The following is a 13540-nucleotide window of genomic DNA, read 5'->3' on the forward strand; positions in this document are numbered from 1 at the left end:
CCGTCTCAAAAAGTGCGGCGTAACAGCCAATATGTTGCAACAACAATCAGAAATATTCCGGGAGCAATTGAAACAGCCATTGGATTCAACTGAAATACCAGTCCGATATTGGCAATAATCTGGTCAAGCAGATAAATGCTGATCCCCAGGAGCGCAGCAAGAATCAGTTTTCCACCCAGTCCCTCACGCACAGAACCAAAGATAAAGGGAATTGCAATCAGGATCATTGCAATCGTCATAACGGCCCCGCCCGCCTTGCGCCAGAGTGCCATAAGATAAGCATCCGCCTTCTGGCCGGTTGCTTTCAGGAATTCAGCATGGTTTACCAGTTCCAGCGGAGTCAGGCTTTCCGGCGGTTTAGTCAGAGTCGCAATATCGTTCGGACCGAGAAATGAATGCCATTGAAGTGTGCGCAACCGTTTGAAGGTAATACTGTCCGGTGAAAATGTACGCACGGTGGCGCTATGCAGCACCCATGCACTATCATCAAAAATATCCGCATATTGTGCCTGGGCGTGAGCAGTCATCACGCCTTCCTTATCAAAATGGATGATTTCGATATCCATAGCACGCCCTTTGTGCAATATCTCGCCAATGCGTAATATATTCTGCTCATTGCGTGTCCAGGTACCGAGTCCCTTGCCCAGTTCAACGCCCTGCTCCAGTGCAATTGCCCGCAATACAGCTGCCTGCTGCTGAAGTTGAGGAGCAACAAAGTACTCCAGTGCCACTGTCGCAGTAATGAGTAATCCCCCGATCCCGACTGGAGCAAGACTGATCATCAGAGGAGAAAGTCCTGCCACCCGCATTGCCACCAGCTCCAGATTCACTGCCAGCGCACCAAGCGCGCCCACTGTCCCCAGCAGGGCAATAAACGGTGCAATCTGGATAAACCTGCGGGGCATCAGCAGGGCGGTATACAGGAAAGCATCCCGGGTTGCATAGGTTCCCTTCCCCACATCATCGAGCTGATCCAGTAAATCAAAAAAGCTGAACAGCGGCAACAGGATAGCTGCAGCAATGATCATTCCTGTCAAAACCTGCAAGGCGATGTAACGATGACAAACCTTCACTGTTTTCCCGCAGACAGCAAGGATCTTAGCCTTAATTCCGGCAGACGTAACACAACAATCAGGAGCAACAATATATATACCCACCAAACCCCGGGCATAGCAGCAACCACACCCTGCTCCACCCAGGTTTTTGCCAATCCGCTAAGGTTGTAGTAAGCCGCAAAAATCAGTGCAGCAACCAGGAAGGTTCGGTCAGATTTATCCTTGCGCGGTGTTGTGCGGGTAAAAGAAACGGCAATCAAAGCCAGCAAAATGGTAGCAGCTGGCCGGGAAAGCCGCCACTGCAACTCGGCTGTTTCACGCGGTTCCTCCGAATCCCATAAAGATCGGGTAGAAGCCGCTTTACGCCGATAATTTTGAGCCTGATCACTTTCATTGAAATAGATCATCTTCACAAAATGAGCTGTGCTGTCTCTGACAGCATCAAAACCGAGGCGGTAGATCTGCCCTTCCCGCAGCTCGATATGCGGCCACTGTTCTGCTGTCATCGACCGCTGGTAACCTTCTCTGGAAATAATGATTTCCCTGCCTTTTGCAGTTCTGATGTAGTGGAAAACACCTTCCATGCGTTTTTCGGAATCATCCTTGCCTCGAATAAAGATTACCCGGCCACTTTTTTCACTCCCGTAAAAACGACCGGGCTGAAAACGATTGGTATTCAGCTCAGCTTCAGCTTGCGCATCCATGATGTAGCTTTCTGCATAAGCCCACGGGCGGGCATAAACCGAAAGCATGCCACTGAGAATGGCAATCGGCAGGGCAATTACAAAAACGGTACCGAGAATCCGGTTGTCTCCATATCCGGCCGTACGTAATACATTGATTTCCTGATCCCGGTTCATCCGGTTCAATCCATAAATGACTGCCACATAGAAAGCGATTGGAACCAGCACCTCCAGTGCAATAATGGTTTTTAACCCGACCAGCTTGAACATGGCGATAGTGCCAAGCGTCTCAGACACAGCGCCAGTGAGAAATCGCGCAACGCTAAAACTGACAAACAGCCCGATCAGAATAATCGTCACCACGATAAAAGGGAGCAGCAATTCCCGAGTGATATATCTTTCAATAATCTTCATGGAATACGGCCGGAAAGGCTATACCTGGTGACCGGCTGCGCCGGGTTGCGCCAGGATGGATTCCACCAGCAGCAAATCTTCCACCTTATCAACATCGATACCGGCATCTGGAAAAGGCAAAATTACCGGGCGTACCCGAACACCCGTTTTCATGGAAATTTGCTGCAATGCCTGTTCAAGCGTCAAACACCCAAGCAAATAAGACCATACTGCCCGCCAGCCCAATATCCGGCTGATTAACTTCCAGGGGCGTTTACGCAGTGTTTCCGCCTGCTGCCAAAAATCTACCAGTACGCGCCCTTGCGTATTGAATGTAAATAAATTACAGCCACAGTAGTTACCATCCTGCAGTCGTATTACAGTACGTTTGGCGCTGCCGTACCGGTTTTGCACAACTTCATGCCGGACAACCCCAACAGTCACGTCACATACCAGGTTACTGGAAGCCTGTAAAAAATAATCTACGATTTCCGCTGTCAGCAGGGCATGATCAGCCGTAGTCAGTAAAATTTTCTGTTGCGGGTTAATTTGTGCAGCACCATAAGCTGCACTGCGCGCAGGCGAATCCCTGTTTTCCACCCATTTAACCTGTTTATTATCGATACGGTGCCTGAGCGCTTCACAAGATGAAAGCAGTGATTGTGGCGGACCGCACAAAAGAACAGATGCTATCTTGTGAGATTTTTTCAGTGCATCCAGTACCCGGATAACCATGGGCTTACCGGCAACAGGTGCATAAGCCTTGCATACCGTACCGGCATACCCTGCTACTGCATCCCGCTCCCCCCGATCGGCTGCCAGTACCAGAGCAACAAACTGATTATCATTGCTCATTACAGGCAAAACCATACTTGAATTTTGAAATGAATCCGGTCAACAGCGGCATCCTGATCATGCCAGCGTCTTTTCGTAAATACGATAGCGCTTGTATTCCCTGCCACCAATTTTTTCCAGAATCGTGCGCATGGACTGGTTGTCTTCCAGTATCCATGAGAGTTCAACGTGTCCGATACCTCGCGATTTTATAAATTTCCTGGGAGCATCAATTACCTTGAAAGCCAGTGCGATTCCAGGAAGTGTATTGTGAAACTGCCTGCGTACCCCCATCAGGGGAACACGCCCGGTAGTAATTAAACCGGATTTCAGTTTACTGATTAATCTGAACAGACCGAAGGGAAAAAGCTTTCCATTCAATGCCGGCAGTACTTCGTTCAGATTAGGCAATACCGCCATAAAAGCCACAGGCACTCCATCCATTTCCGCTATCTGAATAAACTCGTCCGGCACCAGCCAGCGCAATGAACTGCCCAGTTCAGCAAATTCCTCTTTTGTAAATGGCACGAATCCCCAGTTATCCGACCAGGCATCATTAAAAATATCTCGCATGATTTCGATTTCTTCATTGAATCGACTGCGTTGCAGTGGCCTCACCCGGATCTGATGCTGATATTTACGATCAATCGCCTGCATGGCGGAAGGCGGCTCAAAATCTGTTTTAAGCCAGTAGGCCAGCAAATCTCTGCAAGGGCGGTAGCCATTCTGTTCCAGCAACCCGGCATACCATTCAGGTGAATAGGGCATCATGAAAACGGGAGGCGTATCAAAGCCCTGAACCAGCAATCCACATTCCTGATTGATGGAAAAATTGAATGGCCCGGTAATCTGATATGCACCGTGGTCAATCAGCCAGCTTTCAGCAACCTGTATCAAATGACTGAAAACCGCTTCATCACGAATAGATTCCAGCATGCCAAAATGCCCGGTATCTGTCCCGTATCGCTCCCGATGCAGCTCATCGATTTGCGCACTGATTCGTCCAACAGGCTGATTATCCTGACAGGCAATCCATCCCTGCCACTGTGCATGTTTGAAATAAGGGTTAAATCGCGAGAGATGCAGCCGCCTTTCCAGTCGAAGAGGTGGAACCCAAACTGGGTCATCTGCAAACAGCTGCCAGGGAACATCAATAAATTTCCCGATTCCACGAAAACCTGAAACCGGAATAATTTCTATCTTTCTGCCTGCCTGGAAATTTGAAGACATCCTGTTTACTTAAGTCTGGCAAATAAAAAACAATTCAAGCAACTTTCCCGAGCTTTAAGTGCCAGCGTACATAATTATCCTGGCAATCCGGTTATTTTTTGAATTGTTTGGTAAATGCCAGCAAATCTGCAACCAGATTATGAAAATCCTGCTGCCGCTGGTGTAAATCCGGCTGACTAACGGCAGCCTCTTGCGAAACAGCTACTGAGGAAGCAGCCTGCTCGATTCCATTTGTGCGTACAAATTCATAAAATCTGTTCCACGCTGCGTTATATTCACGCAGCTGATTTTGTGGAAGAAAGACTCTCAGGACTTCAAAGGCATCACGCAAAACAGGTAAACGCGGCTGTACGTAGGCAGCCAGATCATCCGGCCAGCGGGTAACTGCAGGGTATAAACCAGCCAGTTCTTCCTGAAAAGCTTCTTCAAAATACTCTACCGCACCGTCACGCCGCCGCCGATTAATAACATCGACGCCCACCCCGATTAACAAAACAAATAACAATAATGAAATAGGCCATATAGGAACATCCTCAAAATAAAGTGATACCTGTTCCCAGGGTTGAATGTAATTTTCCAAAATTTCCCTCTACTTTCCTCTTTATAAGAGTCAACGTTCAAAATAATCAAGTTTTTCGCCACAACTGACTGATATTGCCACAGCTCATTCACTGTCGCAATGTTTAACGGCATCATGTCTCATATTCATCTATTTTCAGGAAATTGGTTCGTAAAAACAGCCAAATACATGGTAAATTGCAAACAATTTCAGAATCAGAGCTGCAAATCTGTCAAAACCATAGTGGTTACCTGGGAAATTTCCGGTTTTATATCAACACGGCTGAGGAGATGTTGTGGAGAACAAGGAAAAGAATACATCAGAGCTATTGCAACTGATCGTTGTACAGAATACCAATGCAGTGATCAGTGTGGGGGAGATTAAAAATTCACTGCATGAACGTGGCTTTGCTGTACTGCTCGCCATTGCCACCCTGCCAATCTGCCTGCCAATTCCTGCACCACCGGGATATACCACTGTTTTTGCTATCCCGCTGTTTATCTTCTCGGTACAAATGATGTGTGGCATGAAAGCGCCGTGGGTTCCCGAATGGCTGACAAAAAAAGCCATAAAAAGAGGAACACTGGATAAACTGATTACAAAAGCCGCACCCTGGCTGCGCAAAATAGAAAGCCACCTGCACCCGCGGCTGACCTACATTAGCGTACATGCCTGGGAGCGCATTATCGGGCTTTTCTCGTTTATATTTTCAATTTCCATTGCACTGCCGATCCCCCTGATCAACTTTCTTCCCGGTCTGGGAATTCTCATTATGGCACTGGGATTACTCGGCAAAGATGGCCTGACCATTATCGCCGGCATGATCGTGGGAACAACCGGAGTAGGAATAGCCCTGATAGTGGTCGCACTGTTATGGATGGGCGTGCCCATGCCCTTTGTACAGCCGCCGGCTAACTGATTCAGATACCCGCCACTCTGCTGACCACATAGCGAAATTTACCTGATTTCTCTGCCGGAATTTCAGATACCTGTTCCACCTCGATCTTTACATCCCGCCCCAGCCTGGCTTGAAACGCGTCAATGATCTGACCGGTCTGCGACGGACTCAAGCCAGTCTCTGTAACAATCTGAACACGCGTCAGACCAGGATTTTCCTGGGTAATTTTGAATACCTTAATCTCCGGTCTATCCCGCAAAATATAGATCAATGCCAGACCATGCATGACTGTACCATCGCTGGCAACCACAAAATCAGTACTGCGACCCTGTATTTCCCTGATCAGCGGCAACCCCCGCCCACAGTCACATACCCTGTCATCGAGCATACCAACATCACCCGTCCGATAACGAATGAAAGGAAAATCTCCGCTTGCCAGATGAGTGACAACAATCTCGCCGGATTCTCCACAAGGAAGGGAGTGACCTTGAGAATCAATAATTTCAACAATAATATCCTCAGCGGTGATATGCATGCCCCCCGCCGGGCATTCATGAGCAATAAACCCTGCATCACGCCCTCCGTAGCCGTTTGCAACCGGACAGCCAAACGTATCGCCAATCTGCTTGCGCTGATCGTCGTACAACCGCTCGGAAGTTACAAAAGCCACTTTGATTCCTGTCCCGCGCATTGTTATATCTGATTTATCAGCATATTTCGCCATGTGCGACAAAGCGGAAGGATAACCAAACAGCATCTTCGGGCGAAATTTACGAATCGTAGCGAGAAAATCGGTAAGCTTTTGATCGGACATCTCGAATGCCGGCAATAATTTACTGCGAAACAGGCGGTCACGCCACACGCGCAACATATCCTGCGCTCCCAGCTCGATCGGAGATCCCCAGACTACAATTTCAGGATCACCGATATCTACGCCCCACCAGCGTGTCGCTCGCCATTTTGCGGCAATGTCATGACTGACACGTTCCCTGCCGATAAAAAATACCAGAGGCTCCCCGCTTGACCCCCCTGTATTGAAACGGGCCAGTCCTTGTGCCCGATCCGATTTAAGATCTTCCAGATGTGAACGTATCGTTGGCTTATCGAGAAAAGGCAGGCGCTGCAGGTCAGTCAGTACATTGAATTGCTCCGGATGGAAATTCAACCCGGCAAACAGCTTCTGATAATACGGAACATGCGCATTGGCAGAGATAAGCAGCTGACGCAGCTTTTCCAGCTGTAGCTGTGCGAGTTTTTCGGGAGAAAACCACTGGGTCTGCTCCATGGATTTCCGCACCCTGACACTGGTGTGTTTCTTGAGATACTCATGTATCGGAAATAATACGTTCGACACGCATCCGGTATAAAAAACAGGACTTTTTTCCCGGGAATCCGATCTTGTTTCAAGCTTCATTTCTATGCCGGTGATTATTCAATACCTGCTGGTAAGCTGCCAGCAACCGCACACGTACATTGGGCCAGGCGTACTCTTGTATCAGCTTCACCCCTTCCTCAACCAGATGGTTCGCCAGAATCGGATCATTAAGCACCCTCAATACGGCTTCCGCCATAACACCTGGTCTGGCAGGCGGTACCAGCAGCGCATTTTTTTCATGCGTGACCAGAAACGGGATCCCTCCAACATCAGTACTAACTACAGGTACGCCACTTGCCAGCGCTTCCAGAATTGAAATTGGCATATTATCGACCAGGCTCGGGTTAATCATCACATCCGCATCCTGATAAAGCGCCGAAATCATTTCATTATCCAAACGCCCTGTAAACCGGACACTTCCACTTAACCCAAGATCCGTCACCAAATGTTCCAGTGCAGAGCGTTCAGGACCGGATCCGGCAATAGTCAATCTGGCTGCCGGCAGGTTTGCTCTGACAATGGCAAAGGCATGTATCGCAGACATAATGTCGTAAATGGGCTCAAGATTACGGGTAACGATAATATGCGGGTCACTCTTTTTTTTGGTATTTACCTCAATTTGTGTAAAAAAACGTTCAAGATTAATAATATTGGGAATGATTATCGTATCAAATCCGAATTTTTTAAAAACCCCCTGCAAAAAACCGGACGGAACCAGAATTGTCGTGACTCGCCTGAGACTGGGTCTCACCCAGAAAAAAGACTGGCTGAAAAACTTTTCTGCCTCCCCACCACGATAATTAATGATTACAGGCTTCTGCCGCAACCAGGCAATCCAGATAACGGGGGCAGCATAAAGATGCCAGGACCAGCCGGAGTTGGCCATGACATGAAACAGCCGGACATTCTTTGCAGACAGCCAGATACGCACCAGGTAGGGAATTAACCGGCATATTGCCCGCATCCCTTTTACCCTTCCTGTCCATGCCGGGTAATAAGGTGCATTGGTCTGTACCAGTGTTACGGCAACCCCTTCCTGCTGTAACAGCCCGGCCAGCTGCCTGGTTTGATTGGCCATACCGCCAGACGGCGGAGGCAAGGGCCCGATCAGGCCGATATGCAGTTCGGATGCTTCCAATTTGAGTTCTCGGAAATAACCATTGTAATCACCAGGCAGCGGGCCGGAAACAAGTCATTACATAAATTTATCTGCAAGATCCATTTTCCCTTTTCACAGACAGCCTGTTATAAACAGGCTGATACCTTGCCACACTTTTTCGCCAATTCCGTTCGGTTTCAACAAATTCTCGCCCGGCTCTGCGCAGGTTTTCCCATTGACCGGGTGTGTTTATAAGTTCCCCGACTTTTTGTGCCAATGAACCCGGGTCACCGGACTTGAACAGAATACCATTATGGCTGTCACGGATCAGTTCCCGATGGCCTCCCACGTCGGAGGCAGCCAGCACCCTGCCCTGTGCCATGGCTTCCAGTGGTTTCAAAGGCGTGACGAGATCAGTAAGACGCATGGAAAGACGCGGATAAACCAGTACATCAATCAGGTCATAGTAATCCTGCACTTTGTCGTGCGGGATACGCCCGGTAAAAATAACCTTATCCTCAATACCAAGCCGGCTGGCAAGTTGCCGCAGCTGGTTATCCTGTGGCCCGCCTCCCACCAGCAATATACGCAAATCAGGATGCTGCGGCAGCATGATCGGCAAAGCCTGCAGCAAAATATCCAGTCCTTCATAAGCATAAAAAGAGCCGATGAATCCCAGGACACGCTTATTTTTTAACCCAAGCTGTTCTTTAAGTGATTCATTCGCGGGGCGGCTTGATACAAATTTTTCAATATCAACCGCATTGGGAATAACTGTAATTTTTTCCGGAACAACACCTCGCCCGATCATGTCATTTCGCAAACCTTCACATATCGTGGTAATTGCATCCACACGCCGAAGTGCGTAATTTTCAAGCTCACGAGTCAAACGGTAGCGCACACCCCATTCGCTGCTGGTACCGTGATCTACTGCCGCATCTTCCCAAAAGGCGCGAACTTCATAAACAACGGGTATACCCGCCTTACGGGCTGCCATCAGAGCTGGAATGGCGTTGAGTGCAGGGGAGTGGGCGTGCAGCAGATCCGGCCTGATAATCTGTATAATTTCCGATAACCGGTGCACCAGACCACTAATTACAGAAAGCTGATTCAAAACCGGTAAATGACTGACAAAATCAGACTGTGCCGGTGTTCTGTAAAAATGCCAGCCATCTACATCCTCCTCCGGCAACGTCGAACCGGTATGTTTGGCACTGGTAACGTGAAATGTCTCCCAGCCCAGTGCTCGCTGTTCTTTCAGAATTGCCAGCGTACGAAATGTATAACCACTGTGCAACGGTATGGAATGATCCAGAATGTGCAAAATCCGCATAATTTAACTTTCAGTAACCCTCAGCCAGAAATTGTCCAGATTGTAGCGTTATCAATGTCTCCTCCAACGGCAAAAATCTTTTTCTCTTTACCGTTCGACGAGTTCAGGCTGTTTGATCTCATTGAAATCTTGCTATCAGACGGATATCCAATCCAATTTTCCGGAAATCCGTTACCTGCAGATTATATTTTTCAGATAAGTCTGCAAGTTCAGGCAAAGCCAACATCGCTTGTGCCGAATTACCCAGCAGACTTGGTGCAAAGTAAAAAATAAACTCATCCACCAGCCCCGCTGCTGCCAATGCCCCATTCAGCACCGGGCCAGCCTCCACCAGCAGCTCATTGACACCTGATTTACCCAGCTCTGTCAGCATGGCCTTAAGATCAACTTTTCCAGTCATATCAGGCAGACTGATAACACGGGCACCCATACCTTCCAGCTGACGCATTTTCTCACTGTCAGCCTGCGCGGTAAAAATCCAGGTTGTCTCAGGATTTTGCAGCAACTTTGCCTGCAAAGGAATTTCCAGCCCGGAATCTGCAACTATACGCACAGGCTGTCTGGATGTTTCAATATATCGTACTGTCAGCTGCGGATCATCCTGTTTAACCGAACTGATTCCGGTCAGCACTGCACAAGAGCGTGCGCGCCATTTATGTCCATCTCTTCGGGCCGGTTCATCGGTAATCCACTGACTTTTGCCATTTTTCAGCGCTATTCTGCCATCAAGGCTGGTGGCTATTTTAGTCCGTACCCACGGGTAACCATGGTGCATGCGGGTAATAAATCCGATATTTAACTGTTGAGCTTCATCGGCAAGCAGCCCTGTCTGTATCTCAATACCAGCCTTACGTAACCTGTCCCCCCCCTGTCCATTTACATGCGGATTGGGGTCACCCATAGCCATAATCACTTTTTTTACCTGGGCCTGAATCAGGGCATCAACACAAGGTGGCGTTCTGCCATGGTGATTGCAGGGTTCAAGAGTCACGTAAACAGTAGCACCTTTAGCTGATACCCCCGCCTCCTGTAACGCATAAATTTCCGCATGGGGCTCCCCCATACGAATATGCCAGCCTTTTCCGACAATTCTGCCGTTATTAACAACCACACAACCTACCCGTGGATTGGGACTCGTAGTAAATAACCCTTTTTCAGCCAGTCGCAGCGCGTACGACATAAATTCATGATCAGCTGCAGTAAACACCCGTCTTTAATCCCTTAATAAAAAATGGCCGGTCGGCAATATAAGATCATGATAACTCCGTGATTACCAGTGCGACCGGCTGTGAAATCCCCTGTTACCATCCCGGCAGCGATTCATTTCAGCACTTTTATCCCGCGGGTTATTCATGCTACGATTTTTACACATTCCAATTACTACCGGAGGGTGAAATGCTTTTTGTCAGGTTTTTTATTACTGCTATTGTTTTACTGTCATCAGGCTGGGTTTTTGCTGTAAAAGACCAGGTCCCCTATGCCACACAGGTTAACAATCTGATGCGCTACTATCGGGCCACACCCAATATCGCCACTTCCGGCGCCCTTTCTCAGGATAGTATCCAGGAACTTGCTAAACACAGTTTTCAGACTGTGATTGATCTGCGTAACGAATCGGAGGGTACGCCGGCAGAAAAAAAAGCAGTTGAAGCGGCCCTAATGACTTACATCAATATTCCAGTCTCAGGCGATGGCGTAAATGAATCGCAATTAGCCGCGTTCAAACAGGCACTGGAACAGGCATCCCCCCCTATTCTCGTTCATTGTGCTACTGGCAACCGTGCTGGTGCCATGTGGACTGTTTATCGGCTAAATGAAGGAATAGCTCCCGATATTGCTTTTAAAGAAGGGCGTACTGCCGGCATGAATGCCGGCATGGAAGAAAAAATCAGGAAGATTTGGTGCAAGGGTGCCAAAGAAGGCTGTTGACTGCGCCACCCGGAGTAGCAACAGTCCAGACACAACCTGGTACGCTTTCCAGTTCGGGACACGTTACTTGCAACAGAATACCTCCAAAAATCATGGCGGTAGTCACCGTAATCTTTGGAATTGCTTCAGTTAATCCGGCAGACACTTGCCTTCAAAACTCGTTCCCCCGGCTGCTGTCAACATCTTCCGGACTGACGAGGCTGCCAAAATTACCCCAGGCATTTCTAATGTAGGAAACCACCCAGGCAATTTCCTGATCACGGATGATGTGCTGAAAAGACGGCATACCGTAAGGGCGGGGATTGCCGGCTGTTGCAGGCGGAAATCCGCCGTACAGCACGCTGCGGACCGTATTGAGCGGCGAAATCATAGTTACGCTGCGATTCCCTGCCAGTGACGGGTAAACTCCCGGCACACCTTCTCCTGACTTGCCATGACAATCCTGGCAGCGTTTCTCATATACCGTTTCTCCCAGCGCCAGATATCTACGTACACGTTCCGGCATAGGGGGTATTTTTCCCGGTATTGCATCACTGCGCTTTTCTCCCAGCGACTGAAGATAAACAGCCACTGCACGTAAATCATCATCTGACAGATATTGCAGGCTTTGCCTGACAATTGTTGCCATAGGGCCTGAAGTTACCGCATGCGCCGATACCCCGGTGGAAAGCAGTCTGACGATTTCATCAGTTGACCAGTCCCCTACTCCGGCTTCCTTTGGGGATATCAGGGAAGGTGCATACCAGTAAGTACCCATAATTTCCCCCCCTGCCAGTTTGTCTTCTTTACTTGCTCCCCATACGTTACGGGGAGTATGGCAGGCGTTACAGTGTCCCAGTCCCTGCACCAGATAATTACCGCGATTCCAGTCTTCACTCCTGGAATGATCCGGTTCATACACGCCCTCTTTGAAGTACCAGGTACGCCAGAGAAACAGCAGAAACTGGTTATCGTAAGGCGAGGTGATTTTATGTGGCGGATTAGTCTGTGCTACCGGAGACAGTGAACGCAGATAGGCAAAAATTGCATCAGCATCCTGGCGTGTAATTTTCGTATATTCGGTATAGGGAAAAACAGGATAGAGATAACTGCCATCCTTACCTTTGCCATAATGGAGCGCCTGCCAGAAATCTTCTCCGTTCCAGCTGCCAATACCGGTTTCATTGTCCGGCGTGATGTTGGGTGCGGTAAACAGGCCAAAAGGTGTATTCAGCTGGCGTCCGCCCGCATAAGGCTTTCCCCCCCGCGTAGTATGGCATCCCATGCAGTTACCGGCACGGGCAAGGTATTCCCCGCGCTGAATCTGTTCTGTATCAGCCTTGTTTGCCGGTGAAGCGGCCATTACGGACAAAGGCAGTACCAGGCTCGATAATAAAACTGTAATCTGCTGTTTTATTGGCACAAATCCGGATTCGTTTAGCTGTTTCATTGGGGAAAACCCTCACGGGAAAAAATAGTCTGACAACGCTGCACAAGTTCCGGAGACAACACCTCCATTTCTGCAGATTCACCTGTTACCGGTTGAGCAGGCAGCCACATCGCCAGCGCATTCACTTCCTCCTGGGACAGTTTTTTAGCAATTTCTGACATACAGTCCGGTGTTTGCCCGCGCATAATCCCGCCATTACGCCAGCCGCCAAACTGAGCAGCCACATAGGCATGAGGCAAGCCAAGCAGGCTGGGAATATACGGCTTTACGCCCATCAGTGCTTTTCCGTGACAGGCACTGCATGCGGGAATATCTCGTCCGGGATCGCCGGAATGGATCAATGTTTCCATCGATTGTATTTCGGCAGATGAAAGTGTATTCACAGCCGGTTCCGGATAAGGATATTTCAGGGAAGCAAAATACTGCGCTATTTCGAGCAGATATTCATCCGACAAATTTTCCAGAAGAATTGCCATAGCCTGGTAATAGCGTTTCCCATCCCGGAAATTACGCAGCTGGTTAAACAGATAACCGGCAGGTTTGCCGGCAATTCGCGGGTAATAGGCATCACGCCCTGCCCGATCTTCATCTCCATGACAGATGGTACAAGGTTTTACACGCTGCTCCAGTGTATCAGGTATACCGGAAGGAGCCGGTTGCTGCGCCATGGCAGGCCCGGACAGTATTACTGACAAAATAAATACAATAAATTTCATTTACACT

Annotated in this window: 13 protein-coding genes; 2 read left to right on the forward strand and 11 right to left on the reverse strand. The window is 48.8% G+C overall.

Going from position 1 to position 13540, the window contains the following annotated elements:
- Positions 1-5 precede the first annotated feature (5 nt).
- From lptG to IT527_RS02925, 5 genes are all read right to left on the reverse strand, one after another.
- On the reverse strand, positions 6-1073 hold the full coding sequence (lptG, locus tag IT527_RS02905) for an LPS export ABC transporter permease LptG (protein WP_292966319.1): 1068 nt from the start codon (positions 1071-1073) through the stop codon (positions 6-8).
- Positions 1070-2152, reverse strand: coding sequence for an LPS export ABC transporter permease LptF (gene lptF, locus IT527_RS02910; RefSeq protein ID WP_292966321.1), 1083 nt, complete (start codon positions 2150-2152; stop codon positions 1070-1072). Before lptF ends, lptG begins: the two co-directional genes overlap by 4 nt.
- A gap of 18 nt (positions 2153-2170) precedes the next feature.
- The gene (locus IT527_RS02915; protein WP_292966324.1) at positions 2171-2986 is read right to left on the reverse strand and encodes a nucleotidyltransferase family protein; all 816 of its coding nucleotides are present in this window, start codon (positions 2984-2986) and stop codon (positions 2171-2173) included.
- A 57-nt stretch (positions 2987-3043) separates the two neighbouring features.
- The gene (locus IT527_RS02920; protein WP_292966327.1) at positions 3044-4195 is read right to left on the reverse strand and encodes an N-acetyltransferase; all 1152 of its coding nucleotides are present in this window, start codon (positions 4193-4195) and stop codon (positions 3044-3046) included.
- A 91-nt stretch (positions 4196-4286) separates the two neighbouring features.
- The gene (locus IT527_RS02925; RefSeq protein WP_292966330.1) at positions 4287-4775 is read right to left on the reverse strand and encodes a hypothetical protein; all 489 of its coding nucleotides are present in this window, start codon (positions 4773-4775) and stop codon (positions 4287-4289) included.
- 274 nt (positions 4776-5049) lie between these two features.
- Between IT527_RS02925 and IT527_RS02930 the strand changes: the two genes are divergently transcribed.
- Positions 5050-5673, forward strand: coding sequence for an exopolysaccharide biosynthesis protein (locus IT527_RS02930; RefSeq protein WP_292966333.1), 624 nt, complete (start codon positions 5050-5052; stop codon positions 5671-5673).
- 1 nt (position 5674) lies between these two features.
- On the opposite strand, the gene IT527_RS02935 is transcribed toward IT527_RS02930, so the two are convergent.
- From IT527_RS02935 to ribD, 4 genes are all read right to left on the reverse strand, one after another.
- Complete coding sequence (locus IT527_RS02935; protein WP_292966335.1) at positions 5675-7066, reverse strand: phenylacetate--CoA ligase family protein; 1392 nt, start codon at positions 7064-7066, stop codon at positions 5675-5677.
- Positions 7056-8165, reverse strand: a complete 1110-nt coding sequence (locus IT527_RS02940) for a glycosyltransferase family 4 protein (protein ID WP_292966337.1) — start codon at positions 8163-8165, stop codon at positions 7056-7058. Before IT527_RS02940 ends, IT527_RS02935 begins: the two co-directional genes overlap by 11 nt.
- A gap of 67 nt (positions 8166-8232) precedes the next feature.
- Entirely contained in the window at positions 8233-9459 is a 1227-nt protein-coding gene (locus IT527_RS02945) for a TIGR04063 family PEP-CTERM/XrtA system glycosyltransferase (protein ID WP_292966340.1), read from the reverse strand.
- A gap of 118 nt (positions 9460-9577) precedes the next feature.
- On the reverse strand, positions 9578-10639 hold the full coding sequence (gene ribD, locus IT527_RS02950; protein ID WP_292966343.1) for a bifunctional diaminohydroxyphosphoribosylaminopyrimidine deaminase/5-amino-6-(5-phosphoribosylamino)uracil reductase RibD: 1062 nt from the start codon (positions 10637-10639) through the stop codon (positions 9578-9580).
- Positions 10640-10854: 215 nt separating this feature from the next.
- Here ribD and IT527_RS02955 point away from each other — a divergent pair, with 215 nt between their 5' ends.
- Entirely contained in the window at positions 10855-11388 is a 534-nt protein-coding gene (locus IT527_RS02955; protein WP_292966346.1) for a protein tyrosine phosphatase family protein, read from the forward strand.
- Positions 11389-11539: 151 nt separating this feature from the next.
- Here the strand turns inward: IT527_RS02955 and IT527_RS02960 are convergent, their stop codons facing one another.
- Both IT527_RS02960 and IT527_RS02965 read right to left on the reverse strand, forming a co-directional pair.
- Positions 11540-12817: a cytochrome c gene (locus IT527_RS02960; protein ID WP_292966349.1), complete on the reverse strand. Its 1278-nt coding sequence runs from the start codon at positions 12815-12817 to the stop codon at positions 11540-11542.
- Entirely contained in the window at positions 12814-13533 is a 720-nt protein-coding gene (locus IT527_RS02965; RefSeq protein WP_292966352.1) for a cytochrome c4, read from the reverse strand. Before IT527_RS02965 ends, IT527_RS02960 begins: the two co-directional genes overlap by 4 nt.
- Between the last annotated feature and the right edge of the window lie 7 nt (positions 13534-13540).

The sequence above is a fragment of the Nitrosomonas sp. genome (assembly GCF_020852615.1).
GTDB lineage: Bacteria > Pseudomonadota > Gammaproteobacteria > Burkholderiales > Nitrosomonadaceae > Nitrosomonas.

What these genes read in the sequence shown, in the direction of transcription:
- IT527_RS02955 (WP_292966346.1), top strand. Translation starts at nt 10,855, where the DNA reads ATGCTTTTTGTCAGGTTTTTTATTACTGCTATTGTTTTACTGTCATCA.
- IT527_RS02960 (WP_292966349.1), bottom strand. Translation starts at nt 12,817, where the DNA reads ATGAAACAGCTAAACGAATCCGGATTTGTGCCAATAAAACAGCAGATT.
- IT527_RS02920 (WP_292966327.1), bottom strand. Translation starts at nt 4,195, where the DNA reads ATGTCTTCAAATTTCCAGGCAGGCAGAAAGATAGAAATTATTCCGGTT.
- IT527_RS02945 (WP_292966340.1), bottom strand. Translation starts at nt 9,459, where the DNA reads ATGCGGATTTTGCACATTCTGGATCATTCCATACCGTTGCACAGTGGT.
- lptF (WP_292966321.1), bottom strand. Translation starts at nt 2,152, where the DNA reads ATGAAGATTATTGAAAGATATATCACTCGGGAATTGCTGCTCCCTTTT.
- IT527_RS02915 (WP_292966324.1), bottom strand. Translation starts at nt 2,986, where the DNA reads ATGAGCAATGATAATCAGTTTGTTGCTCTGGTACTGGCAGCCGATCGG.
- ribD (WP_292966343.1), bottom strand. Translation starts at nt 10,639, where the DNA reads ATGTCGTACGCGCTGCGACTGGCTGAAAAAGGGTTATTTACTACGAGT.
- IT527_RS02965 (WP_292966352.1), bottom strand. Translation starts at nt 13,533, where the DNA reads ATGAAATTTATTGTATTTATTTTGTCAGTAATACTGTCCGGGCCTGCC.
- IT527_RS02935 (WP_292966335.1), bottom strand. Translation starts at nt 7,066, where the DNA reads ATGAAGCTTGAAACAAGATCGGATTCCCGGGAAAAAAGTCCTGTTTTT.